Annotated in this window: 23 protein-coding genes; 5 read left to right on the top strand and 18 right to left on the bottom strand. The window is 62.5% G+C overall.

What is annotated here, in order from left to right:
• Position 1: 1 nt before the first annotated feature.
• The 6 genes from Q3Y53_RS08925 to Q3Y53_RS08900 are packed head-to-tail and all read right to left on the bottom strand — an operon-like array spanning position 2 to position 7593.
• A complete protein-coding gene (locus Q3Y53_RS08925) occupies positions 2-919 on the bottom strand; it encodes a hypothetical protein (protein ID WP_226425124.1) in 918 nt (305 codons plus the stop codon).
• Positions 916-3201: an N-acetylneuraminate synthase family protein gene (locus tag Q3Y53_RS08920; RefSeq protein WP_303535200.1), complete on the bottom strand. Its 2286-nt coding sequence runs from the start codon at positions 3199-3201 to the stop codon at positions 916-918. Before Q3Y53_RS08920 ends, Q3Y53_RS08925 begins: the two co-directional genes overlap by 4 nt.
• A gap of 39 nt (positions 3202-3240) precedes the next feature.
• A complete protein-coding gene (locus Q3Y53_RS08915) occupies positions 3241-4560 on the bottom strand; it encodes a DUF6716 putative glycosyltransferase (RefSeq protein WP_303535199.1) in 1320 nt (439 codons plus the stop codon).
• A complete protein-coding gene (locus Q3Y53_RS08910; protein WP_303535198.1) occupies positions 4557-5582 on the bottom strand; it encodes a DUF6716 putative glycosyltransferase in 1026 nt (341 codons plus the stop codon). Before Q3Y53_RS08910 ends, Q3Y53_RS08915 begins: the two co-directional genes overlap by 4 nt.
• Positions 5579-6910 carry a DUF6716 putative glycosyltransferase gene (locus Q3Y53_RS08905; RefSeq protein WP_303535197.1) on the bottom strand — a complete coding sequence of 444 codons (1332 nt, stop codon included), beginning with the start codon at positions 6908-6910 and terminating at the stop codon, positions 5579-5581. Before Q3Y53_RS08905 ends, Q3Y53_RS08910 begins: the two co-directional genes overlap by 4 nt.
• A 2-nt stretch (positions 6911-6912) precedes the next feature.
• Positions 6913-7593: an NTP transferase domain-containing protein gene (locus tag Q3Y53_RS08900; protein ID WP_303535195.1), complete on the bottom strand. Its 681-nt coding sequence runs from the start codon at positions 7591-7593 to the stop codon at positions 6913-6915.
• A gap of 32 nt (positions 7594-7625) precedes the next feature.
• Here Q3Y53_RS08900 and Q3Y53_RS08895 point away from each other — a divergent pair, with 32 nt between their 5' ends.
• Entirely contained in the window at positions 7626-9623 is a 1998-nt protein-coding gene (locus Q3Y53_RS08895; protein ID WP_303535193.1) for a capsular polysaccharide biosynthesis protein, read from the top strand.
• 103 nt (positions 9624-9726) lie between these two features.
• Positions 9727-11682 (top strand): capsular biosynthesis protein, encoded by a 1956-nt coding sequence (locus Q3Y53_RS08890; RefSeq protein ID WP_303535191.1) that lies wholly within the window; start codon positions 9727-9729, stop codon positions 11680-11682.
• On the opposite strand, the gene Q3Y53_RS08885 is transcribed toward Q3Y53_RS08890, so the two are convergent.
• From Q3Y53_RS08885 to Q3Y53_RS08875, 3 genes are read right to left on the bottom strand one after another with little or no spacing between them, the layout of a single operon-like run.
• Positions 11633-12913, bottom strand: coding sequence for a beta-ketoacyl-[acyl-carrier-protein] synthase family protein (locus Q3Y53_RS08885; protein WP_226425132.1), 1281 nt, complete (start codon positions 12911-12913; stop codon positions 11633-11635). The two genes, Q3Y53_RS08890 and Q3Y53_RS08885, sit on opposite strands and share 50 nt — an antisense overlap.
• A 2-nt stretch (positions 12914-12915) precedes the next feature.
• On the bottom strand, positions 12916-13200 hold the full coding sequence (locus Q3Y53_RS08880) for an acyl carrier protein (protein WP_226425133.1): 285 nt from the start codon (positions 13198-13200) through the stop codon (positions 12916-12918).
• Positions 13201-13242: 42 nt separating this feature from the next.
• Positions 13243-14184 (bottom strand): GNAT family N-acyltransferase, encoded by a 942-nt coding sequence (locus Q3Y53_RS08875; RefSeq protein WP_303535189.1) that lies wholly within the window; start codon positions 14182-14184, stop codon positions 13243-13245.
• A 69-nt stretch (positions 14185-14253) separates the two neighbouring features.
• Between Q3Y53_RS08875 and Q3Y53_RS08870 the strand changes: the two genes are divergently transcribed.
• The gene (locus tag Q3Y53_RS08870) at positions 14254-15444 is read left to right on the top strand and encodes a polysaccharide biosynthesis/export family protein (protein ID WP_303535186.1); all 1191 of its coding nucleotides are present in this window, start codon (positions 14254-14256) and stop codon (positions 15442-15444) included.
• On the opposite strand, the gene purB is transcribed toward Q3Y53_RS08870, so the two are convergent.
• On the bottom strand, positions 15445-16740 hold the full coding sequence (gene purB, locus Q3Y53_RS08865; RefSeq protein WP_303535184.1) for an adenylosuccinate lyase: 1296 nt from the start codon (positions 16738-16740) through the stop codon (positions 15445-15447).
• 211 nt (positions 16741-16951) lie between these two features.
• On the bottom strand, positions 16952-17290 hold the full coding sequence (locus Q3Y53_RS08860; RefSeq protein ID WP_006851285.1) for a P-II family nitrogen regulator: 339 nt from the start codon (positions 17288-17290) through the stop codon (positions 16952-16954).
• Positions 17291-17415: 125 nt separating this feature from the next.
• Between Q3Y53_RS08860 and queF the strand changes: the two genes are divergently transcribed.
• Positions 17416-17805, top strand: coding sequence for a preQ(1) synthase (queF, locus tag Q3Y53_RS08855; RefSeq protein WP_226425137.1), 390 nt, complete (start codon positions 17416-17418; stop codon positions 17803-17805).
• On the opposite strand, the gene Q3Y53_RS08850 is transcribed toward queF, so the two are convergent.
• The 4 genes from Q3Y53_RS08850 to Q3Y53_RS08835 all read right to left on the bottom strand — a co-directional run bounded on the left by Q3Y53_RS08850 (position 17793) and on the right by Q3Y53_RS08835 (position 21401).
• On the bottom strand, positions 17793-19079 hold the full coding sequence (locus Q3Y53_RS08850) for a cytochrome c biogenesis protein ResB (protein ID WP_303535181.1): 1287 nt from the start codon (positions 19077-19079) through the stop codon (positions 17793-17795). The two genes, queF and Q3Y53_RS08850, sit on opposite strands and share 13 nt — an antisense overlap.
• Before the next feature lie 5 nt (positions 19080-19084).
• Positions 19085-19798 carry a cytochrome c biogenesis CcdA family protein gene (locus Q3Y53_RS08845; RefSeq protein ID WP_303535178.1) on the bottom strand — a complete coding sequence of 238 codons (714 nt, stop codon included), beginning with the start codon at positions 19796-19798 and terminating at the stop codon, positions 19085-19087.
• Between the two features lie 54 nt (positions 19799-19852).
• Complete coding sequence (locus Q3Y53_RS08840; protein ID WP_303535176.1) at positions 19853-21079, bottom strand: FtsW/RodA/SpoVE family cell cycle protein; 1227 nt, start codon at positions 21077-21079, stop codon at positions 19853-19855.
• 121 nt (positions 21080-21200) lie between these two features.
• Positions 21201-21401, bottom strand: coding sequence for a hypothetical protein (locus Q3Y53_RS08835; RefSeq protein WP_226425140.1), 201 nt, complete (start codon positions 21399-21401; stop codon positions 21201-21203).
• A 96-nt stretch (positions 21402-21497) separates the two neighbouring features.
• Here Q3Y53_RS08835 and Q3Y53_RS08830 point away from each other — a divergent pair, with 96 nt between their 5' ends.
• Positions 21498-22304: a TlyA family RNA methyltransferase gene (locus tag Q3Y53_RS08830; RefSeq protein ID WP_303535173.1), complete on the top strand. Its 807-nt coding sequence runs from the start codon at positions 21498-21500 to the stop codon at positions 22302-22304.
• Positions 22305-22361: 57 nt separating this feature from the next.
• Here Q3Y53_RS08830 and Q3Y53_RS08825 read toward each other — a convergent pair whose 3' ends face one another.
• From Q3Y53_RS08825 to Q3Y53_RS08815, 3 genes are read right to left on the bottom strand one after another with little or no spacing between them, the layout of a single operon-like run.
• The gene (locus Q3Y53_RS08825; RefSeq protein WP_226425142.1) at positions 22362-22562 is read right to left on the bottom strand and encodes a phycobilisome linker polypeptide; all 201 of its coding nucleotides are present in this window, start codon (positions 22560-22562) and stop codon (positions 22362-22364) included.
• A gap of 5 nt (positions 22563-22567) precedes the next feature.
• The gene (apcB, locus tag Q3Y53_RS08820) at positions 22568-23056 is read right to left on the bottom strand and encodes an allophycocyanin subunit beta (RefSeq protein ID WP_028952778.1); all 489 of its coding nucleotides are present in this window, start codon (positions 23054-23056) and stop codon (positions 22568-22570) included.
• A 39-nt stretch (positions 23057-23095) separates the two neighbouring features.
• The gene (locus tag Q3Y53_RS08815; protein WP_114989510.1) at positions 23096-23581 is read right to left on the bottom strand and encodes an allophycocyanin; all 486 of its coding nucleotides are present in this window, start codon (positions 23579-23581) and stop codon (positions 23096-23098) included.
• Positions 23582-23801: the final 220 nt, after the last annotated feature.

The raw sequence follows: 23801 nt of genomic DNA, 5'->3' as shown, positions 1-23801 counted from the left end.
ATTACGGGCTTTTGGCGAAATTTTTTTCGAGGAATTTGCGAAACAGCTTCCACTCGCTGCGTTTAAAAAGGGGTCGCGCCTGGATCGCCAGTTCAAGCCCGCGTTCATTCAGGCCCGGATTGGTGGTTTTGTTCAGGTTGGGGTTGTCGGTGTTGGCTTCCATCTGCTGCCTGAGCCTGTCAGCTTGCTTGGGCAGGGCATGCTTCAGCACGTTCCATAAAAAGGTGCTGGGAGCTTCGGGGTCGCTGGCTTGTTCATAGTCAACGCATACCACCTTCAGATCGCGTTTGCTGGCCAGCTCCAAGAGGGATTGTTCCAGTGATTGGGGATCGGTACGGGAGAAATCGGCCGTTTGCCGGAACGTGTCGTAGTGGCTGGTTTCAGGCGTGTGACGCCCTTCCTTGAGCAGCTGGGTGTGGCAAGAGCGCACGAAGGCCTCATGGCTTCTGCTGGCAAAGAGGATGGTCCAAGTGATCGAACGGTGCTCGAGGCTGTCTTCCAGACCAGTGATCAAGCGTTTGGTGCGTGACTTGGCGTAGCGATACAAGCCTGTCTTGCGTTCCTTGTTTGGTGTTTTTCGGCGGGGTGGATCCGCAAGGCCGCTGCGCAGCGTTCCGAAGATGGCTTCGAACGACAGAACGATGGTGTGGATGGTTTCCGGATGCTCCCCCGCCAGTTCCATCAGGGTGGTTCTGGTTTCTGATGTCAGGCGTTGGGGCGTTTTGCGATCCAATCGGCCCCACTGCAGGTGACGCCACAACTCTCCGCAACGCTTTTTGAAGGTGTTCGGCCCGAGGTACAACACACCCTGTTTCAGCAGTAGCTCGCGGTTGGTCTGCAGGTTTCGCTGGATATAAGTGCTGCCTGTTTTGTGCAGCCCGCAATGCAAAACGATCCTGCTCGGTTTGAGCTGACTCACGCGACCTGCTTTTTCGGGCTGGATTCGACACAGCTTTCAAGGCGTTCAAGCGCTAGCCAGGCGCCTTCCCCGTTGTTCTTGTGGCCCTGCCAGATTTCGGGGATGAAGCTTGCCTTGGGGGAGAGCTGCTCCATCAGGGCAAACAGCTGCACCCAGTCGATCTCACCATCGTGGATCTGCAGGCCTTCGCCATCAACGCCTTTGGCATCGGCCAGATGCAGGTGTGCCGTGAAGGGAAGGATCGCCTTGAGGAAGCCGCTGAAGGAGGCGTTGAGGTGCGTGCAGGCGAGCTTGGAATGGGACGCATCCAGGCAGACGCGCATGCCGGTTTCCTCGCAGAATTCCTGGATGAAGGCGGTGTCGACAAACAGATTGTGATAGCGCTGACCGCCGAAATGCCAGGGGAAGGGGGGCATGGTCTGGGGAATGATCTCCACCTCGCCTGCGGTGTTGATCTGCTCAAGGCTGTTGATCAGGCGTTGACGCAGCGGTTGCAACTCCGGACGCTCGAGATGATGGTGCTCGGAGAATCCTCCGACGTTCGTCACCAGCAGTACGGGATCGGGGCAGTCGAAACGTCGGCGCAGGTCACGCGAGATGTCGACCACGCGCTGGAGTTCCTCAATCGAATGGAGCCGGTAGTGGTCATCAGCGCTGCAGAGATCGAGGGTGTGATCGCCGGCAAAGAGTTCGGGGGCATGCACCACCAGGCCGAGCTGCTGTTTTCTCGGCAGTACTTGATCGAGGTCGACCTCTAGATCCTTGTAGCTGAGATGGATTTCAACGAGGTCGAGATTGCTGGTGACGGCAAAGCTCTCAATGTCGTGATAGCGGACCGGCAGCCCAAAACGATGGAGGAACCGATAGTTGCGCGGGGTGGCAGCCGGGGTCTCGAGGTCTGAGGGGAAGAAAAAGTCGCCGGCGGCTTTGCTCACCGGCAGGGTCTTGCCGATGAGGTCGTCCAGACGGTTGGGCTGCAGTCCTTGCCCCGGGCTCTGGATGCCAACCATCGCCGCGGTGATCTCCGTACCGGCGGGGACGTCGCAGGTGGCGACGAGGCTTTTGGCCAGCACTTCGCGGTTCATCATTTCGCCCTGGCTGATGCTGCGTTCGCCGCTGCTGCCCATCGACTCCTCAACACGGCGAATGCCGTGGATCATCTGGGCAAATTCATCGGGCAGCAGGCTCACCTTGTGGTCGTTGCCCTCCATGGAGCGATCGAGGGTGATGTGTTTCTCGATCACCACGGCGCCCAGGGCGGCGGCGGCAATGGGCACTTCGATTCCCCGTTCATGGCCGGAATAGCCCACGGGCGCCTCGGCCAGGTCGCGCAGCCGCTCGAGGTAGCGCAGGTTGACGTCCTTGAAAGGGGTGGGATAGGTGGAATTGCAGTGGAGCAGCACGTAGCCGGCCCCTTCGTTCTGGAGATGGCGAATGCCGGAGCGGATCTCCACTTCCGAGGCCATGCCGGTGGAGCAGATCAGGGGTTTGCCGGTGGCGGCCAGGCTGGAGAGCAGGGCGTGGTTGGTGAAATCGGCCGATGCCACCTTGAAGCCTTCCATCCCCCAGCGGTTGAGCTTGTCGAGGCTGGCTTCATCCCAAGGGGTGCAGAGCGGCACCAGACCTTTACTGGCCGCATGGTCAAAGCAGCGGAACAACTCGTCGTCGCTGAGCTGAAAGCGCTCGAGCAGATCGAGGGTGTATTGGGTGCCCAGATCGGAGGCCATGTCATTGCTGTCGCCCGCATTGCGGTACAGCCGGCTCATGTCCCGCATCTGGAACTTGGCGCAGTCCGCCCCTGCGGCGTGGGCCGCATCGATCAGGTGGAGAGCGGTGTTGAGATCGCCGTTGTGGTTGTTGCCGATCTCGGCGATCAGGAAGCACGGGGCGTCATCGCCGATGCGGTGGGAGCCGATTTGGAGCCCGTCGGTCGCACGACGGGCCACAGCGACGATGCGGCCATGGCTGTCCAGCAGTGGCAGCGCAATGATCCGTGAATTGAGCAGGGCGCTCAGGTCACTGGCGCTGGTGCCTTCGGCAGCCGAGCGGCAGTTGGCATTCATGGCGGCGGTGACCGGCCGATTCAGGTCGATCTCGCCGCAACCGGCAATCCAGCGGCGGAAGTCGCCGTCGGTGAGAACGCCCTGGAGGATGCCGCTTTCCGAGACAACGAAGATCAGGCGCGACTGGTTGGCCGTGATCTTGCTGAGCGCCGAAAGGATGCTGTCTTCCGCGAAGACAACGAACTGGGTGAAATTTCGCTCAATCAGGATGCCTCTCACCGTTCTGTTCGGCCGCCTGGGTTGAGTCCGTCGTTGAACCTACTTCAGATCTCTGTAGGACATCAGCAGTGCGATCTGCCGTAGCAGAGGGTTTGCCTGGCGGACGGCCCAATATCGGCGGGCGACGCCGCGGTGGAGCGGGCGCATTAGGGCCGCCTGGCAGAGCAGCTCTCGGGCACTTCTCCAATCGCCACTGGCAATGGCGGCTTCTGCTCCCAAGCGGAGTTGGTTGAAGCTGGACTGGGCATTGCCCGGATAGCCGATGCTGCTGGGGAGTGGCTGCGGCTTCTGGTGTTTTTGTTCATTCAGGGCTTTGAGAAGGGCGGCAGGGCTGAACCGTTCCCCGTAGCCCATCCACTCCAGCCAGCCTGGATCTGGGGATAGTCTCTCGGCATCAAGGGCATCCAGGTTGGGGATGTCCTCGAGGGAGCGCCACACGCCGCTGCCGGCATAAACATGACCTCCATAGTTCGGCTGTAGGCCCAGATCGCTGATGGCAATCGCCCGGCAGCCGAAGTCGAGGGCGTCGAAGAAGGCGGTTGAGGAAAGGGTTGCCAGCAGCCGGGCCTGCTTCAACAGCACCGGCAAGGGGCGATAGTCCAGACGCAGATTGGCTGGAGGCACCCCCAGGGTCTGCTTCAGCGTTGTGCTGATGTGCGTGTCGACGTCATGAAACGTGGCATCGCCGGGCGCGATGCGGGGTTTGATCAGCACCTCCCAGTTGGGAGAGCGGTTGGCCAGATCGCTGAGCAGGCGCACGAGCCGGGCCCGTTCGCTGGTCGTTGCAGGCATGATCACTTGCTCGGCAAACACCAGGCGTCGTGGGCGTTCATTCACGGGAAGCACATTCGTGTCGGGAGCGTTGCGCCGCAAACCAGTAAGCACGGTGCGCTGTTGTGCAAAAGGGGTTCCAGCCACCAGCTGCTCCAGGGCGTCCTGATCGCGCGGGCCGCTGAGGCAGATCAGGTCGTAGCCCAGCCGCCAGCTCACCCCCTCGATGAAGTGCTCCAGCACCACGCCATTGAAACCACAGAACAGCAGGGGGCGCTGCAGATCCCGTTGCAGGGCCAGACGGATGTCATTGAGCTTGCTGCCCGTCAGGAACACGCCGATGGCGTCAAAGCTCCGCAGCTGCCGATCGCGGAGCAGCCGAGCCAGGCTCTGGTGGCGCAGGGTGGCCCGCTGGGCCAGGCGTTGCAGCAATGCCTGGGGTGTTCCATCCCGTGGAATCACGTTGATGCTCCACTCCACGTTCAGCGCAGTTGGGGCGCTGCAGAGGGCTTCACAGGCCAGCAGTTGGCTGTCACTGTCGGCGATCAACAGCAGCTTCAGCGTGGGTCTGGTCGGAGTCGCTGTCATCGCTCCCCCTGGCGGGTCTTCGCATGCAGGGCTTCGATCAGGCGCTCCGGCCCGTCGGCGATGTCAGCCCCGATGCCATTAAGCCAGGCCTGGTTCACCTTGGGCAGTTCAGTGATGGCATCGAGATGGGGGATGCTGCGCAGGCGATGCATGGCACCACAGCCGAAGAACCCCGTTGTGCTCTGTTCATCGTGGATGCCGTAGTCGCCCACGACGATCGGGATGCGTCCCCAGGCCATTGCTGCCAGGCTCCAGGGCGAGCTCACCGTCAGGCAGGCGGTACAGGATCCCAGCAGCGGCAGCAGCTGTCCTGGGGCTGCTTCCACAAGGTTGTCCGCTGGGGGGACGTCGCTGGGCATCAGCGCCGTCGAGCTCCAGCCGTGATCGCGTTGCAGCATCACGGTCCAGTTCGGTCGCTGCCGCGCCCAGTTGTAGAGAACGCGGAGTAGTTGATCACGGGCTCCGATGTGGGTGGGGATCCGCTCCTGGATCAAGGCCAGGAGCAGGGGCTGCTTGGCGGGGGTACAGGGCGCGGCCTGGGGGAACCAGAAGCCGGTGCTGATCACGGTCGGCACTGCGAGGCTGGCGGGCCAGTTGAAGGTGAGGGATTGAAGCTGCCTGAGCTGGTGTTCGCCGCTCACCAGCAGCACATCACAGTCCAGGCGCAGACTGAGATCACGAATCAGGGCATCCCCCACCAGTGGCACCAGGGGACCGCTGAATAGTGTCGCTGCGGGCAGACCGCGGGCGCTGCAAAGCCCTCGATATCTCTCGATGAAGTACCGAACCTGTTCTGGGTTCTGCAGGAACAGGCCGATTGCTGACACCTGGTCCAACAGGGGGTGTACAGCCAGTTGTTCAAGGTCGATGCTCAGCTGTGGTGCCGGTGTGGCAAGGGGCTGGTGTCCCTGGAGTGGTGGCCCCGCGGTGATGCAGCGCTGACCATGCTGTTCCAGCGCATCGGCCATCAGCAAGCAGGCGGAACGCTCCAGGCCTCCGTCGCTGAACAGCAGCAGGGTCATCGTTCCCGCAACAGTTTTGAAAGCCAGCCGAATCCCACCACGCCATCGCGCATGCTGCGCAGCATGCGGCGGGTGCGGTGACGTTTGCGCTGGCTGGATCGGGCTCCACCACTGCTCAACATCCGCCGCCCCCCGTTGCTCAGCGCGGCTTTCTGCCAGGCACTGCTGCCCCAGCTCAGGGGGCCATGGTTGGCGGCACCGAGAGGTGCGGCTGGGTTGTTCAGTCGGTCCACCAACGCCGTGATGAAGCGATCCTCACCGTCGCGCTGCAAACCTTGCTGCTCGAGCCAATGAGCGTCATGGACCACCTCGAAGGGGTTGGCCTTGATCGCTGCGAAGTTGGCGATGGCTCCTGAACTGGCGAAAAAGTGGTTGCCGAGGGTTTCGGTGACCCCCAGATCGCCCACAATTCGGGTGCTGATGCCCATCGCCATGGATTCCATGGCGGCCGTTGACGAGACGGTGATGGCGCAACCGCACTGGCGCAGCAGTCGGGTGGCGGGCTTGAAACTCAGCCGGAGATTTGGCTGGTCGCGGGTCATCTTGTCGATCACGCTTGCCATCTCCCCATGGCGCCGATGCAGGGTGCTCTCGATGCTCGACGTTCGCGGTTTGAAGATCACGGGGTGATCGGGCCAGGCCTCCGCCAGCTCTTTGATCTGATCACAGAGGAACCTGCGCTGCAGTGGATGCACCGGAATTGAAGGTTGTTCGAAGAACACGATTGAGGGGTTCTCCGGAGCTGACGAGCGCGGTTTGGTCTGCCAAAGAATCGGCAGACCCGTCACCATTGCATTGCTGCTATCGAGGCCTAAGGCTTTGCGGCCACGGCCATACAGCGCCAGATCATCAGCACTGTTGAGGCAGAGCAGGTCGGCGCCCGATCGATCCATCATTCCTTCGAGGCCGAAGCGAAACAGGATCCCCGGGTAAGCGCTGATCAGGCGTGGGCGTTGGTCTTGATCGGCCCAAATGGTTTTCAGCTGCAGCAGCGCATCACGGCTGCGTTGGCCATCCAGACCCAGAATCAGGGCGTCGACATTCCCCACCATGGCGCCACAGAGCTGGCGCAGATCGTTCCAGTTGTGCTTTTCGATGCGGGTCTTGGGGTCGATCCGCCGAATTTCCAGGCGCTGCCGCCGGGAGAGGGCCCGGTTGTTCAGCTCCAGCAGCAGCAGTGTGGTCTCCGCGCCTTCCCGCCGGCAGGCCGCCAGCATGGTCATCGCCAGCTTGCCGAAGGAGTCGAAGCAGGCGACTGCGCTGACCCTGCGGCCGATGAGGCGCTTGGATTCTGCGGGCGCCATCGACTCCGAAACCTTGCTGGGCAAAATTACTCGCCTTTCTGGGCCGCGATGCTGCGGCAGAGGGCCAGATCCTCCGGCGTGTCGATTTCTGGCCCTACGTCGTGCAGCACCACTGGGCTGGTTGGCGGGCAGAAGCGGCTGCCACAGCTCCTGAAGGCCGTGACGCCCATGGCGTAGATCGCGCCGGTTTCCAGAAAAGCCGGTTCCAGGTCCTGACGGCGTTGGCGTGGCAACTCAGGGTTGTGGTTAATGCCTCGCCCATCGGCCCGCCAGAGGAAGCCGTGCCAGGGGCTGACAGAGAAGCTGCTGTTGCAGCCTTTTTGCTTCAGTGCGGCCAGCACCGTATCGATCTGGACCCCGGTGGTGAAGGGGGAGGTGCATTGCAAGAACACCAGCTCAGCTTCGAGGGGGCCCTGCTCTTCCAGCATGTCGAGGGCATGCAGCAGCGCCGATTCCGAACTGGCCTTGTCGTCGGCGATGGCTGCTGGGCGACGAATCACGATGGCGCCTTCGGCTTCGGCGGCGGCCGCGATGGCGTCATCGTCAGTGCTCACCACCACTCGGCCCACGCCGTTGCTGGCTTGAGCGGCACGGATGCTGCGGCAGACCAGGGGCACATTGCCCACTGTTTGCAGGTTTTTGCCTGGAATGCCTTTTGAGCCACCGCGGGCGGGGATCAGGGCCAGCGCGCCACGGGGGACTGCCATCGGTGAGGATTCAGTGCGACCTGTCTTACCCGATGACCAGGCCTGCTGCTCTGAGGCTCGGGGTTCCGACCCGGGGGATGCTGACGCACCGCACACTGGCGCAGCTGCTGGCACCGGACCGTTTGGTGCCGGGTCGCCGCCGCGATGTGGACGTGCTGTTGGCGTGGGGGAGGCGACCCAGTGCGCTGCGGGTGGAGCGCCTAGCTCAACGGTGGGATCTGCCGGTGTGGCATCTCGAGGACGGTCTGCTGCGCTCGTTGGTTAAGGGCAGGGAGCATCCACCGCTTGCTTTGTTGGTGGATGAGCTGGGGGTGCATTTCGATGCAACGGTCCCCAGCCGGATGGAGCAGCTGATCGCAGCGCCGATCACAGCGGCTCAGGCCAACAGGGCTCGCGCGTTGCAAAGGCTCTGGTGCGATCAGCGGCTTAGCAAAGTGAACCCCCCGCTGGAGGCGGAGGCACCGCAGGAGCCCTACGTGCTGGTGGTGGATCAATCCGCTGGGGATCGATCGATCGCGCTTGGCTTGGCCGATGCCAGCTGTTTTCAGCGGATGCTTCAGGCTGCCTTGGAAGACCATCCCGAGTGCACGGTGGTGCTGAAGGTGCATCCGGATGTGATCTCTGGCCGGGCCAGGGGCCATTTCAGCGCGAAAAACCTGGATCACCCCCGCGTTCGCTTCAGTGCGGACGGCTGCCATCCGGCTCGGCTGCTTGAGCGGGCCCGGGCGGTGTATGTGGTCACGTCCCAGATGGGTTTTGAAGCTTTGCTTTGGGGCCGCCCGGTGCACTGTTTCGGGATGCCGTTCTATGGCGGCTGGGGGCTGACCCACGACCAATGCGAGGCCCCGATTCGGCGACGCCAGGGCGCCAGCCTCGAGGCTTTGGTGCATGCCGCCCTTGTCGGGGCCTGCCGCTGCATCGACCCCCACCGGCATCAGGCCTGCAGCATTGAAGTCTTGATGGATGCGATCGGCTTGCAGCGGCGCCTTCAGGCGCAACAGCCCCGGAGGTGTGTGGCCTTCGGCTTTACCCCCTGGAAACAGCGCAATCTGCGCCGCTTTTTAGCGGGCAGTCAGCTGCGGTTTCGCGCCCCATGGCAGTGGATTCCGCGAGGTGCTGATGCTGTGGTGGTTTGGGGGCGCCGCGCCAAACCGCGTCTGATTGAGGCCGCGGCGCGCCGGCAACTGCCGGTGCTGCAGGTGGAGGACGGTTTCCTGCGTTCGGTCGGACTCGGGGCTGATCTGGTGGATCCGGTGTCCTGGGTGGTGGATCAGCAGGGCGTCTATTACGACGCCACCAGGCCCAGCGATCTGGAAACGCTCCTGGGGACGCAGCAGTGGACGTCGGCTCAATGCCAGAGGGCAGCGGCGTTGCGTCAGCGGTTGGTGCAAGAGGCGATCACCAAATACAACCTCCAGGCGGAAGCTTGGATTCGTCCTGCTGGACAGCGCCGGGTGGTGATGGTGATCGGTCAGGTGGAAAGCGATGCCTCGATCCGCTATGGCGCCCCTGGCCTGCGAACCAACAGGGCATTGTTGGAAGCGGTGCGGGCGGCGGAGCCTGAGGCCTACCTGGTGTACAAACCGCATCCTGATGTTGTGGCAGGTCTCTGCCGTGCCGGCGCCGGCGAGGACGCCGCCGCTCAGCTCTGCGATGAAGTGCTGCCGCAAGGGTCGATCCAGCAGCTGTTTACCCAGATCGATGCCCTGCACGTGCTCACATCCCTGGCAGGGTTTGAGGCGTTGTTGCGTGGCATTGAGGTGCATTGCTGGGGCCTGCCGTTCTATGCCGGCTGGGGCCTGACCCACGACCGCGAGCGTTGCGACCGTCGTCAGCGGCAGCTGTCGCTGGATGAGCTGGTCCATGCCGCCCTGATCGACTATCCCCGTTACGTCAGCCGCGATAGCGGCTGGTTCATCACCGCTGAGCAGGCCATCGACGAGCTGGTGGCTTGGCGTGCCGCTCCTCCACAGCGCCGCACGCTTGTGCAGGCCCTGTTCCGCCACTGGGGACGGCTTCGCCGCCGTTGAGCCGTGCCAGGATTTTGTTCATTCATGGGCGGATCGCAGTTTGGGCAGGGGACGGGCGCCAGCTCTCGTACAGGTACGAATCGAGGGGCCGGTGCTGCTTTTGATGGGCCCCATCGGTCTGTTCTTCGCTCGTTTCAGCCGCTACCTGCAGGGTTGTGGCATCCCGGTCACCAAGGTGGCGTTCCCCCTGCGGGAATTTGGCTTCCCTGCCGAAGTTTGTGTGCCGTACAGCAAGGGGATGGACTCCTGGCGTCCCTTCCTTCGTCGGCTGATTGAGGAACGGGGGATTCGCCACATCTTTATGTATGGCGACTTCATCATTCCCCACCGAATCGCCATTGAAGAAGCTCGCAACTTCGGGGTTGAGGCCTGGGTGTTTGAGCTGGGTTATCTGCGCCCGAACTATGTGACTCTTGAGCGGGATCGGGTCAATGCCCGCTCCAACCTCAACAAGCCAGCGGCTTTTTATCAGGAACTGCCCCCCTGCGACCAGCTGCCCCAGAACATCGTGCTGGATCCAGGTTGGCGATGGCGCAAGGCCTGGAAGGCACCGACCTTCATTCAGCACGCCTTCACCCGCTACCCGATCATCGAGGGTGAGCACAAACTTCAGCCCTCGCCAGGGTTTCTCTGGTGCCAAGTGCGTGGCACCTGGCGCTACTGGCTCTACCGCTGGCAGGAAAAAGCGGTGAAGCAGCGGTTGCTCGAACACTGCTCGTTCTTTTTGGCGGTTCTGCAGGTTTCCAGTGATTCCCAGATTCAGATGGGGTCGCCTTACCGGGGCATGCACGACTTCATCGAAGACGTGATTCGATCCTTCGCTGGCCATGCTCACGCCTCCGACCATCTGGCTTTCAAACACCATCCACGGGATCGGGGCTACAACAACTACGCCTCGTTGATCCTGCTGCTCGCCAAGCAATACGGCGTCACTGGCCGGGTGCATTACTTCCACGACGGCCCCCTCAGCCGCTATCTGCGCACCTGCCGTGGGGTGATCACTGTGAACAGCACCGTCGGGCTGCAGGCCTTGTTCCATGCGGTTCCCACTAAGACGATGGGGGACACCTTCTACAACCTGGCAGGACTGACGGACCAAAAACCCCTCGACGGGTTTTGGTGCGATCCCCAGCCCAGCGATCGAGCCCTCTTCTATCGCTTCTACAACCATCTGGTGCTCACCACGCAGGTGAATGGCAATTTCGATGGGGATTTCCCTTTTCGCACCACCTTCCCGATCGGTCCGGAAGCCCGTCAGCTCCCCCCCAGCCCCAGGCTGCCGATAAAGCCATCCGGCAGGCTTCGCAATCCCGTGCTGCTGTTGGGGCGGCTGATGGCCCGGTTGGGCTGGGCCGGTCTGGGTTTCACCCTGTACGGCCTGCAGCTGCCCGCGATCTTGCTTCAGCGACCTGATTGGGCCGCCGCCTTGATGACCATGGCTTCCTCCGTGGCTTTGCGGGCCCTGGGCATTCAGGTGGTGGTGGATGACAGCCAACCCTCGGAACCGGCTGGCATGCCGCTGGTTCACATCTTTAATCACCGAAGCCCCTGTGATGGTCTGGTGATCCAGGGAGTTTTGCGCATGCCTGGGCTGACCACGGCGCAATTGCACCTGCGTTGGGTGCTGCCGGGTTACGCCGCCGCCGCGCGCAATGCCGGCTCCGCGGTGCTGGATCACCGTCAGCCCCAGTCCCGCCTGGCCGGAATGATGAGTGCCTCCACCCTTCTGCGTGACCACGGCGAAATCATGATTGCCCCCAACGGTTCGCTGGTGACACCAATCGAGGAGCGGGTGTCTCCGAGTGCCTGGATGTTGGCCCAGCACTATGGCGGCCGTGTGGTGCCGTGGTTCTTCAGTTACGACGGATTGGAGGGGGCTGTCGGTGCGCGCTATAAACCTCTACCGCTGTTGTTGGGTCGTTTGACGGCACCATTGGGCACGATTCACTGCCGCCGGGGTCGTGCGGACGACCTCCACCTTCCCGTTGATCCCCGAGACCGTGAGGGATTCAGCGCTGCTGTTCAGCGGTACTACCGGATGCAGAGAGCACCAGGCTGATGTTGTGACCGCCGAAGCCGAAGGCGTTCTTGAGCATCAACCGTTCGGAGCCTGAGGTCGATAGTGCGACGGGTCCCTGGTTGGTCACGGCGAGCTCCACCTCGGGGTCGAGGGGGTCGGAATTGATGCTGTGGGGCAGCGCTCCATGCCGCAAGGCCTGCACCCCAAGAATCGCCTCTACAGCTCCAGCGGCTCCCAGTAGATGGCCGAGCTGGCCCTTGGGGGCGAAGACGGGGATGTGATCGGCGGCAGCACCCAAACTGCGGCGCAATGCCCTTGCTTCGGCAAGGTCGCCCAGGCTGGTGCCGGTGGCGTGAGCCTGAACGGCGCAGAGATCACCAGGTTCCACCCCGGCCCGTCGCAGGGCATCCTCGATTGCCAGGCTGGCCTGGGTGCCCTGGGGTTCCGGGGCAACGATGTGATGTCCGTCGCTGCTGCTGCCGCAGGAGAGTTGCCAGCCCAGGGCGGCACCGCTGGGGGTGTCTTCCTCCCGCATCATCGCCAGAACTCCGGCTCCCTCCGAGAGCACGAACCCGTCCCGGTCTTTGCCGTACGGCCGGGAAGCCTGCTCAGGGGCATCGTTGCGGCAGGAGAGGGCTCGCATGGCAGAGAAGCCCACGAGGCCCAACCGGTTCACCGGCGCTTCGGTTCCGCCGGCCAAGACAAGATCGACACGCCCATCATTGAGCAGCATTTGGGCCAGCATCATGGCTTCGGCTCCTGATGCGCAGGCCGAGACAGGGGTGTGTGCACCCCCATGCAGTCCCAGATCGATGGCAACTTGGCCAGCGGCCGCGTCGGGGATCAGCATCGGCACGGTAAGGGGGTTGACCCGCGTTGGTCCTCCGGCGGTCAGCTGGTTGTGCTGTTCATGCATCGTGTGGAGTCCGCCGATGCCGGTGCCGAGTACCACGGCCACCCGGGCTGGATTAATGCCGCCCGTGACCGCGGAGGCCATGGCCCAGGCTTCCCGGGCGGCCAGTACCCCGAGTTGAGCGCAGCGATCGGAGCGCCGCAGCAGTAGAGGTTCTAGGGATGAGATGGCGGCATCGGGAACACAACCCGCAATGCGCACCGATAGATCTTCGCTCCAGGCTGACCTGAGGGCGCTGATGCCGGAACGGCCCGATAGCACCCCTTCCCAGGTGGAGGAGGCGTTAGAGCCAAGAGGGGATATGGAGCCCCAGCCCACGATTGAAACCCGCTGGGCGCAACGTTGCCGAACAGCCACGGTTAAGCGGTTTTGGAACTGGGCAGATCGATGTCAAGTGATTCCAGATGGCTCTGGATGTCACCCACAGTCTTGAACTGCAGCAGCTGCTCCTCCTGGATGCGAATGCCAAAGCAGGTGTCGGCTTCGATCAGAATTTCGTAGAACCCGAGAGAATCGATTCCGATGTCTTCCATCAGGCGGGCGTCGGGGGTGATCGTCGCAGGATCGGCGCCGGAAATGCGATGCAGGATTTCGACAAGGCGCTCCTCCAGCTGTTGCTTATTGGGAGTTCCCTCGGCCAACACCTACATCCTTTTAATCCAGCTAAAGTACCAGTGATACCTCGTTTACTTCTCGCCCCGGTACCAGCTGAACTGCTGGTAGACGGGTTGGTGGTCAACGTCGATAAAGAAGGCGAGACGATCCTTCGGCAGCCGTGAGAGGTCAGCGGCCATCAGAATTTCTGTGATCTGATTGAAATCCCGCGCCAGGGAGAGGTCGCAGACTTTGGCTTCCATCAGGTTGAAGTACTGGCGCAACAGCACAGGCAGACGGAAGTCGTCGTTGTGCTCCTGTCGAATCGCCACCTCAAGGGCCTGAACGTTGCCGATCGGGTGGGTGTTGTCGTCCGGCTGGATGTTGTTGATCGGGTGACGCGGGGACGGCAAGGCGGGGCTCGTTCTGCGGTAAGGAGGCCGCATCAATGCACTGAGGAAGGCCCTGTTGACGGCATCGCTATAGGCGAAGTGGTTGTAAGAGACCAATCCGTGCAAGATGCTGAATCCCGAGCGAGCCGCGATCAGGAGTCCTCCGCGGAACAGGGCCATCAAGGAGTGCGGTTGACGCTGAAAGCGTGGGGCCAGGGCGACCCGACCAATTTCCACGTGTGGGGTTTGCTCCGCCAGCATCGCTTTAATGCCGGGATAGACGTGCTCCAGGTAGGACTGCTGGCTGCCGGGGAGATCCTCGGCTGAAGTGAACTGGGGAATGAATTGCAACCGTGCGGATCCGGCCAGTGCACCACTGCTGGGTTCCAGAAGAATCAGATGGTCGTAAGCCTCGTCGCGGCCGTCTAGGTCGCGGGTGTTGCCCGAGCCGGAGAGCTGTTGACGGTAGGTGGATTCCCGTAGGGTTCCAACCGCATCAGCCACCTCCTCAAATCTTGAGCCGGGGATCAGATGCAGCTCAAGACCGTCGAGGCGGAACAACAGGCTGCCAGCTCTGTTGGCTTCACTCCATCCGTGAGGAAGCAGAACGTCATGCTGCGCTGTTGGTCCGGTCTGCGTCATGGGCCATATGCCTGGACCGCATTATGCGGGAAGATTGGCGTCCATTTGGCTGCTGTCTCAGTTCCATCCATGGTTGTGCCCTCAAGGACCGGTCTTTCCGCAGCTGTTGCTGCAGCGGTGGTGCTCTCGGCTCCTGTGTTGTCGGCCGGTGGTCTGAAAGCTGAAGAGCGGATCAACTGGCTGAAGACGCCTGCGGCGGCGGCATCCACCACGCCTCTGCAAGCGCCGCCGCCGTTGCCATCCCCGCCCAGCCTGCCGCCGCAGACCTACCGCTACCGCCTGGCGCCCGGGGACCGGCTCGTCACTTCGGTGTTCAAGATTGAGGGTTACGAGGCTCAGGTTCAGGTGCTGAGTGATGGCACCGTCAACTTGCCGCGGCTTGGCACGATCCAAGTGTGGGGCTTGACCCTTGACGAGGCCCGTCAGCGCATCACCGACGGCTACAGCCGCTTCCTGCGTCGGCCCCTCGTCTATGTCGACCTTGTTGAGCAGCGCCCGGTCCGGGTCACGGTGACAGGAGAGGTCCTGCGCCCCGGTGTTTTCACTCTGCCGGTCAACAGTCAAGGGTCAATTGGTAGTTCTGGCGATGCGACAGGCGTCGGCGCAGATGGTGGCGGTTGGCCGACCATGATTGATGTGATTCAGAAAGCTGGTGGAATTTCCGCAGCAGGGGATCTGGCCCGCCTGGAACTGCTGAGGTCGTCCCCCACCCCTGGTGGGCCCACCCAGAGCTACGTCTTCGACTACCTCACCGTGCTTAAAGACGGAGGTTTTGCACCCAATCCGTTGATCTATGACGGCGACAGCATCCGGGTGCACAAGGCAACATCGCCCGTCAATGTGGACCTGTTGACGACTGCAGCCTCCAACTTCGCTCCAACGGCCATCAATGTGCAGGTTGTTGGAGAAGTCTTCTCCCCAGGAGTGGTTCAGATTGGATCTAATGATCCGTTGTCCCGCGCGATCCTGGCGTCTGGAGGCGTTACCCGCCGCGGCAGCGTGAAGCGGGTTGATTTGATCCGTATGGACCGCCAGGGGCGCACCACGGTGAAGCAGCTGCGTTACGACCCCAATGCTGTGCTTAGCAGTGCCAACAACCCGCCGCTGCGCAACGGTGATGTGGTGGTTGTGGACCGCAACACCTTTACGAAGGTCACCGACACGATGAGCGATGCCATGTTGCCGCTCGAGCCGATCGTCGATGCGGCATCGGTTTACCGGTTGTTGGGTCTACCGATGCCGTCGAATGGTGGTCGCTGATTAAATTCCCAACCGGTCCCAGATCACGCCCAGGTTCTCTTGGTGCACCGCGGTGCTGAAGCAGTCGGCCAGCTCCGCTGCGGAGAGCCGGCTGGTGACATCACCATCGGCTTCGAGATTGGCGCGGAAGTCACCGCCGGCGGTGTTCCAGGCTGTGTGGGCATTGCGCTGCACGACCCGGTAGGCCTCTTCTCGGCTCATGCCGGTGCCCACTAGGGCGAGCAGCACCCGCTGGCTGAACACCACGCCGCCATACACATTCATGTTGCGGCGCATGTTCTCGGGGTAGATCCCAAGACCCTTCACGACGCTGGTCATCTCCCGCAGCATGAAGTGCAGGGTCACCGAGCAATCGGGAAGCATCATTCGCTCAGTGGAGCTGTGGCTGATGTCGCGCTCATGCCAGAGGGCCACGTTCTCAAGAGCAGCAATGGTGTAGCTGCGCAGCACCCGGGCCAGACCGCTGATCCGCTCGCTGCGGATCGGGTTGCGTTTGTGGGGCATGGCAGAGCTGCCCTTCTGGCCCTTGGCAAAGTTCTCCTCCACTTCCAATACATCGGTGCGTTGGAGATTGCGGATCTCCGTGGAGAAGCGCTCCAGGGAAGCGCCCACCAGGGCGAGGGTCTGCACGTAGTCGGCATGGCGATCGCGGGAGATCACCTGGGTACTGGCGGTGTCGGGGGTGAGCCCGAGGATCTCGCAGGCGATGGCCTCCACCTGGGGATCGGTGTTGGCATAGGTGCCCATGGCGCCGCTTACCTGGCCCACGGCCACATCCTGCTCAAGCCGTTCAAGGCGGATGCGGTTGCGCTCGGTTTCCGCCAGCCAGCCGGCCACCTTGAACCCGAAGGTGATCGGTTCGCCGTGGATGGCATGGGAGCGGCCGATCATTTCGGTGCCCTTGTGGGCTCGGGCCAGTTCGCGCAGAGCGTCTGCTAAGGCATCGAGTTCGGTGCGCAGCAGGGCCACAGAGCGTTTCAGCTGCAGGGCCACGCCCGTGTCCAGCACGTCGCTGCTGGTCATGCCCACATGGATGTGGCGCCCGGCATCACCAACGTGCTCATTCACGTTGGTGAGGAAGGCGATCACGTCGTGGCGCACCTCGGCTTCAATTTCCAGGATGCGCTCCACCTCGAAGCTGGCCTTCGCCTTGATGGTGTCGAGGGCCTCTTGGGGCACACGACCGAGCCGGCAGTTGGCTTCGGTGGCGGCGATTTCCACATCAAGCCAGCTCTGGAATTTCGCCTGCTCACTCCAGACGGCTCCCATCTCAGGAAGGGTGTAACGCTCAATCACCGGCGCGCTCGGTTGAACAACCAAACAAATCTATGGGGCGGCCTCCGCGCGACTGAGTGAGCCTCCGTGCCGTCGTGCCATCTCCGGGTCGCCGCCATCCTTGGGCGATGACCCCAACGCTTTACCTGCACTGGACGGCCACGCCCTACGACTGGATCCGCTCAGGCTTGGAAAACGCCGCGGCGGATAGGGCTGTTCTGGTGTTCCGAGCTCAGAGGGCCGTGCTGTCGCGGTCGCCGGTGCGGATGCGCACCACCGATTCCACAGGGCTGATGAAGATCTTGCCGTCACCGATTTCACCGGTGCGGGCGGCATCAGCGATCGACTTGACCACCTCTTCGACCCGGTCGTCCTCGACGACCACTTCAATCTTCAGTTTCTGCAGAAATTCAACGGTGAATTCCGAGCCGCGGTAGCGCTCCACCTGACCTTTCTGGCGGCCGAAGCCCCTCACTTCGCTCACGGTCATGCCGATGATGCCGGCTTCCACCAGCGCCACCTTGACGTCTTCCAGCTTGAAAGGACGAATGATTGCTTCGACCTTTTTCATGGGGGGAGTACTGATCTTGTTTTAAGGATGCCGCGGTTCTCAGAGCCGTGCGTGGCCGCTGTTACAGAACGCTGCCGAAGCTTGACTTCCTAGGGTCGCTGATCAGAACTGGCCCCTTCAGCCCTTTGACCCAAACCCCCCTCTACGGCGAACGCGCCATCGCCGAAGCCGAGCTGATCTGCTTCGACAATCCCCGGCCCGGGCGCCCTTATGAGGTGTCGATCGAGCTGCCGGAATTCACTTGCAAATGCCCCTTCTCCGGCTATCCCGATTTCGCGGTGCTGCGCCTGATCTACCAACCCGGGCCACGGGTGGTGGAGCTGAAGGCAATCAAGCTTTATGTGAACAGCTACCGCGACCAGTCGATCTCCCATGAGGAGGTAACCAATCGCATCCTCGATGATCTGGTGGCGGCCACCGACCCGGTGTGGATGCAGCTGGAAGCCGATTTCAACCCGCGCGGGAATGTGCACACCGTGGTGCGGGTGAGTCACGGCATCCGTCAGCCCTGCTGATCGGCAACCCCCTGCTCCAATAGCTGAGGCAATTCAGTGGCGAAGGCCGCGAGGTTGCGGTTACAGAGGCCGCCCACGCTGAGGGTTCCATCGGCGGCGATAGCCCACAGCTGCCGGGTGGCCACCAGGCTCAATCCACCGCCCACCAGCAGCACTGCGAAGCCCAAGTACACCAGCGGTACCCCAGGATCCCGTTTGAGCAAAAGTCCGCTGGCCGGCAGCACCGCATCCACTCGCATCGGCAAGCCTTTCACTTCTGATGGGGGTCCACCCGGTCGCAGCCGGGCGAGCTGCTGGCCGTCCGCATCAAACACCGTGGCTGGACCCTGTTCGCTCTCCAGGCTCAGAAATACTGGTTCGGTGCCATCCGGGCGGGTTGGCAGCACCAAGCCCCAGATCTGATCACCCAGCTCTGGATAGGTCTGCAACGGCAGCTCCAGCACGGGGCTGCGCCCGATCTGCAGGCTGATCGTTGCGAGCGACCAATCTGCCTGATAGATGGTGATGCCACGGTGCCGCAGCGGGTGATTGACGCTGATCTCGGCATCCAAGCTTTGGTTGGGTCCCTGCAGCTTCAGAGCTGAGCGGAACTGTTCCGTTCGGCCGGCCGAGTCCCGATCAATGGCGAAGCGGTCCAGGGTGATCGTCAGCTGACTGGTGCCATCGCGATCCAGAAGATCGAGGCTGCGGCCGGGGGCCAGGAAGCGCTCAAGGCGGTTTCCCGCCAGGCCCCCCCAGGCCGCGCCAATCATCAGCAGCACCAGGCCGGTGTGAACGAGTAGGGGCCCCACCCTGCCGATGGCGCCGCGCCGGGCCGCCAGCCGTTGTGGCTTGCGTTGCACCTCCCATCCGCTGGCCCGCAGCGCCGTCTCAAGCTGCGTCAGCCCCTGGCTGGGGTCTGGGCAGGGCTGGCTTTCGGCGATGGCCAATTTGCTCAGCTGGCGTGTGGTGCGGTAGTCGATCCAGCGCCGGGCCGCCATTAGGGCTGGCCACTGACGGCGCCAACTGCAGAGGATCAGGGAGAGCCCCAGCCAGGCCAGCAGGGCCAGAAACCAGCCGCTGGAATACACATGATCGAGCTGCAGTTGCAGCACCTGTTCGCCGTTAAGCAACCCCAGCCAGGGGGTGTCGGCATAGGCATCGATGTAGTTGGAAGGCGGATCCCCCTGGGGGATGCCCGTGCCCACGGCACTTGCCAGGGCAATCATCAGCAGCAACACGATGGCCAGCCGTAGATCGCTGAGCCAGGCGGCCATGCGTTTTAGTGGCGCCATCCCCATCAGCTCCAGCGGGCCAGCAGGGTCAGCAGGCCGCTGGTGAGCAGCACCACACCACTGGCTGGCGGCACCCAGCGGCTGATGCCCCGCAGGGCTAGCAGTTTGGGAATGGCTGCTGCAAAGGTGCCCGCCAGCAGCAGGGGCAGAACTTGGCCGATGCCGAAGCTGCTGAGCAGGGCCACTCCCGCTAGAGGGCGACCGCTCTGGGCAATCCAGCCCAGCAGCACCGCCAAGACGGGGGTGGTGCAGGGTGAGGCCGCCAGCCCGAAGGCCAGTCCTGCCGCAACCGGCGCCAGCGGGGCCGGTACCTTCTGACGCCACTCCTCTGGATCCGGACCACTTGGCAGTGGAATCCGCAGCACTCCCAGCAGGTTGAGCCCCATCGCAATAGCCAGGATCGCCACCAATGTGGGGATCAGTGACGGCACTTGGCCGTAGATCCGGCCCAGCAGTCCGCTGATGCTTCCCAGCACCACCAGGGCGCCGACGATGCCGCCGCAGAAGGCGAGGCTGCGCTGCCACGCTGGTTGGCCATCCTCGAAGCCTGCTAGGTAGGCCAGTGTCACCGGTAGCAATGACAGGGAACACGGCCCCAGGCTGGTGAGGGCGCCGCCACCAAACACCAGCGCCAGCGTCAGTGGACCTGGATCCGCCAGGGCGCGCTGCAGCAGCACCTCGCTGCTCTGGGCCAAATCGGAGAGCAGCAGCAGGTCCACAGGTGCCCTTGAATGCGTAAAGCCTATCCAGGCAAGCCGATCGTCAGACCAGGTTCAGCGTTGGCGCACGGACCGTTGTCGCTTGTTGGATCGCCCCCCGATTAAGCCGGTGGATTCCAGCGAACAGCGGATCAGCAGCCCCAGGATCACCAGGCTCGACATCAGCGAGTTGCCGCCGTAGCTGATCAAGGGCAGCGGTAGACCGGTGGTGGGCATCGCCCCAGAGGCCACCGCAATGTTCAGGATCGACTGGCCCACCAGGATCGTGGTGCAGCCGATGGCCACGAGCCGTGCCTGGTTGCTGCGGCAGCGCAGGGCCACCCGCAGTCCCACCCAGGCCACCAGCATCAGGAACAGCAGCAGCAGCACCGAGCCCACAAATCCAAATTCCTCGGCGAACACCGCATAGATGAAGTCGGTGCTCTGGATTGGCAGATATTGGAGTTTCTGGGTGGAGAGGCCATAGCCCTGCCCCATCCAACCGCCCGATCCGATCGCCAGCAGGCTCTGCACGAGCTGATAGCCATCTCCCATCGGGTCGTTCCAGGGATCCAGAAACGACACCACCCGGATCCGCTGGTATTCATTGATCAGGATGCTGGCGGTGCCCAGCAGTGATCCCGCCATGGCGGTGCCCAGAAGGCTGCGCCAGCGCAGGCCGGCGGCCAGGGCCACCATCCAGAGGGTGAGTCCCATTAGGGCTGCAGTGGAGAGGTTGGGCTGCTTGAGGATCAGCAGCAGCAGCCCGCCGAAGCTGCCAAGCCATAGCAGCTTCTGGTCGAGGCTCATTCGGTTCCATGGGGCGAACAGGTTGGCGGCCTGCAGCACCACAAAGGGTTTCACCAGCTCCGAGGGCTGCATCTGCAGTGGCCCCAGCACCAGCCAGCGGCTGGCGCCGTTCACTGTGGTGCCCATCACCAAGGTGGCGGCGATCAGAAGGCAGCCCATCCACAGCCCCGGGCCTGACCAGCGCAGCCAGCGCCGCAAGCTTGTGGAGATTGTGATGGCCAGCAGACTCCAGCTGGCCATCAGCCAGATCGCCTGCCGTTTGAGGTAAAAGCCGCCGTCGCCCATTTCCCTTAGGGCTACCCACCAACTGGCTGACGCCAGCACCACCAGCCCTGCCACACTCCAGAACCCGGCAAGCCCCATGAGCAGTCGAGCTTCTGCTGGCCAGAGCTGCCACGGTAAGGGGAGCAGCCGCTGGACCAGAGCCGACTTCTGAGTCTCTGGTCTACCCCGTCGTCTCGAAGTTCTTTGTAGGGCTGTCGCTTGACCCAAACGTTTGCTCAAACAGCGTCAATGCTCCATTGAGCCGTGAAATAGTTGCCTTGCCAAGACACTGATTAAACAGAATTGTTGTCTGGGAGTCTTTGCAGGACTTGGTGAGCAGCAGCTTCGCTCAAGCAATGTTCAACCGCTCATGCTCAACTTCCCACTGAACATGGGATCCCCAGGATTGCTGGCGAACCCAGCAACGTCCCCCGCGGCAGTGAAGCACCTGGAAGGGCGGTAGGTCGGAGGGCTGGTTATCAAGCCGCACAAAGCTGCCCGGCCGCAGCAACGGCACCACCTTGGCGGGTTGGGGTCGGTGGCTGGACACGTCCCTCGACGCGAATTGGCAAAATCCTCTAGGCAGAACACGCTGCAGCCGCTGGATCGCCGGTTTTCTTCGGGATCGGTCTGCTTTTATGTCGCAATGGCGTCCAAACAGCGTCTTGATCTTGAACTCCTGACCCGTGGATTGGTCAGTTCACGCCAACAGGCGCAGCAATTGATTCGTGCTGGCAAGGTTCGTGATGGTGCCGGGACCCTATTGGATAAGCCCGGAACGGAGGTGACGCCGGAGCGAGAACTGCGAGTAGAGCAGCCCCCTCGCTTTGTCTCTCGAGGGGGCGAAAAACTGCTGGCGGGCTTGAAGGCCTTCCCTGTGCGGGTGGAGGGGCGCGTCTGCCTGGATGGCGGCATCTCCACCGGGGGCTTTACCGATTGTCTGCTGCAGCATGGCGCCACTTGTGTTTATGGCGTTGATGTGGGCTACGGCCAGACGGCCTGGAGCCTGCGAACTGACGAACGGGTGGTGCTGCGGGAACGCACCAACCTGCGCCATCTGCAGCCCGACGATCTCTACGGGGCCTACGACCCCTGGCCCAGTTTGGCTGTCACCGATGTGTCGTTCATTTCACTGCGGCTGATTCTTCCTGCGTTGCGCCGGTTGTTGCGGGGGCCTGACACCGATGCACTTGTGCTGGTGAAGCCGCAGTTTGAGGTGGGCAAGAGCCGCGTCGGCAAGGGGGGCGTGGTGCGTGACCCTGCGGCCCACCGGGATGCCATTAAATCTGTGATTGCAGCGGCGGCAGAGTCGGGTTGGCAGCCCCAGGGTTTGGTGGCTTCGCCGATCACCGGGCCTGCCGGCAACCATGAGTACGTGCTCTGGTTGGGGGAGGGGAATGCCGCTGTTCTTCCGGATCTCGATGCTTTTGTGGCGCAGACCCTCCAAGGTTGATGGCCAATAAAAAAGCCCGGTGTTGAACCGGGCTTGTAATTCACTTTGGGGCGGAGTTCAGTTGCCGACGTTGACCTGCTGACCCCCGGTGCAGAGCTCCACCTTGATGATGCGACCGCCCTGCTTTTGAATCCGCTGTTGTTCAGCGAACCAGCTCTCGTAGGGCACCCACTTGGTGAAGAAGGTGTTCTGCAATTCGCGCTGCGTCCGAACCTTTTCAGGGCTGGGGATGCAGGCGGTGACTTTGAACAACCGCATGGGGCTCAGTTGCCGAGGCCGGAGCAGATGTAGTCGAAGTAGACACCCATTTCCTTGCCAGCGTCAGGGCCGACCAGTCCGGCGGTGACTTCCTTCATGGCTTGGATGGCCTGAACGGTGGCGCCGATGGGAACGCCCAGGGAGTTGTAGGTCTCCTTAAGGCCGTTCAGGACACGCTCGTCGAGGATCGAGGTGTCTCCAGCCAGCATGGCGTAGGTGGAATACCGCAGGTAGTAGTCCAGGTCGCGGATGCAGGCGGCATAGCGGCGGGTGGTGTACATGTTGCCGCCGGGACGGGTGATGTCCGAGTACAGCAGGGCCTTGGCAACGGCATCACGGATGATGGCCGAAGCATTGGCGCTGATGGTGGCAGCAGCGCGAACGCGCAGTTCACCACTGGCGAAATACGACTCGAGGTTGCTCATCGAAGCCGTGTCCAGGTAGAGGCCCTGGACGTCCGACTTGTTGATGACGTTGGTGATGGCGTCTTGCATGGATCCGTGAGGAGACGAGAGGGGAGTTCAGCGAGCGGTTCAGGCGAGGGCGCCAACCACGTAATCGAAGTAGGTGCCGGCTTCCTCTGCGTCGGCTCCAGTGAGAAGGCCCATGGCGACGATCTTCATCTCGCGCACGGCTTCTGCCATGGCTTCCAGGGGAGTGCCCAGGGAGCGGTAGAGCTCTTTCGCGCCGATCACACCGATCTCTTCGATCGGAGTCACGTCACCGGCAACGATGCCGTAAGTGACAAGGCGGAGGTAGTAGTCCATGTCGCGCAGACATGTGGCAGTCATCTCTTCGCCGTAGGCATTGCCGCCGGGAGAGATGACGTCGGGACGCTTTTGGAACAGCTGACCACCAGCCTGCTTGACGATGCGCTCGCGGCTCTCGCACAGGACCTGGGCCACGCGCAGACGGCGTTGACCGCCGGTTACGAAGGCTTTGATCTGGTCGAGTTCGCCAGGGCTGAGGTAGCGGGCTTCGGCGTCCGCGTTGATGATCGAGTTGGAGACGATGCTCATGCAGTTCTGCCTCGAAACAAGCGGCCGCCCGTAGGAGACCGGTATCCGGTGAATAAGGGGTGATCCCGAAGGATCGGGTCTCAGACTAAAGGCTGAGACAGGGGGTCGAAGCGTCGGGAGTGAGACTTGTTCACAACGATCAACAGGGATCGTTGTGGCCTCGCTCCGTTGGAATCGGCTGAGGCATTCTGCGCTGGCGATGGCCTGGGTCTTTTGCCCG

Source organism: Synechococcus sp. YX-04-1 (genome assembly GCF_030546365.1).
Classification (GTDB): Bacteria; Cyanobacteriota; Cyanobacteriia; order PCC-6307; family Cyanobiaceae; genus Parasynechococcus.
This window is presented reverse-complemented; position numbering and strand designations above follow the sequence as displayed.

What these genes read in the sequence shown, in the direction of transcription:
- Q3Y53_RS08915 (WP_303535199.1), bottom strand. Translation starts at nt 4,560, where the DNA reads ATGACAGCGACTCCGACCAGACCCACGCTGAAGCTGCTGTTGATCGCC.
- Q3Y53_RS08910 (WP_303535198.1), bottom strand. Translation starts at nt 5,582, where the DNA reads ATGACCCTGCTGCTGTTCAGCGACGGAGGCCTGGAGCGTTCCGCCTGC.
- Q3Y53_RS08900 (WP_303535195.1), bottom strand. Translation starts at nt 7,593, where the DNA reads ATGGCAGTCCCCCGTGGCGCGCTGGCCCTGATCCCCGCCCGCGGTGGC.
- Q3Y53_RS08895 (WP_303535193.1), top strand. Translation starts at nt 7,626, where the DNA reads ATGACCAGGCCTGCTGCTCTGAGGCTCGGGGTTCCGACCCGGGGGATG.
- Q3Y53_RS08890 (WP_303535191.1), top strand. Translation starts at nt 9,727, where the DNA reads ATGGGCCCCATCGGTCTGTTCTTCGCTCGTTTCAGCCGCTACCTGCAG.
- Q3Y53_RS08875 (WP_303535189.1), bottom strand. Translation starts at nt 14,184, where the DNA reads ATGACGCAGACCGGACCAACAGCGCAGCATGACGTTCTGCTTCCTCAC.
- Q3Y53_RS08870 (WP_303535186.1), top strand. Translation starts at nt 14,254, where the DNA reads ATGGTTGTGCCCTCAAGGACCGGTCTTTCCGCAGCTGTTGCTGCAGCG.
- Q3Y53_RS08860 (WP_006851285.1), bottom strand. Translation starts at nt 17,290, where the DNA reads ATGAAAAAGGTCGAAGCAATCATTCGTCCTTTCAAGCTGGAAGACGTC.
- Q3Y53_RS08850 (WP_303535181.1), bottom strand. Translation starts at nt 19,079, where the DNA reads ATGGCGCCACTAAAACGCATGGCCGCCTGGCTCAGCGATCTACGGCTG.
- Q3Y53_RS08830 (WP_303535173.1), top strand. Translation starts at nt 21,498, where the DNA reads ATGGCGTCCAAACAGCGTCTTGATCTTGAACTCCTGACCCGTGGATTG.
- Q3Y53_RS08825 (WP_226425142.1), bottom strand. Translation starts at nt 22,562, where the DNA reads ATGCGGTTGTTCAAAGTCACCGCCTGCATCCCCAGCCCTGAAAAGGTT.
- apcB (WP_028952778.1), bottom strand. Translation starts at nt 23,056, where the DNA reads ATGCAAGACGCCATCACCAACGTCATCAACAAGTCGGACGTCCAGGGC.
- Q3Y53_RS08815 (WP_114989510.1), bottom strand. Translation starts at nt 23,581, where the DNA reads ATGAGCATCGTCTCCAACTCGATCATCAACGCGGACGCCGAAGCCCGC.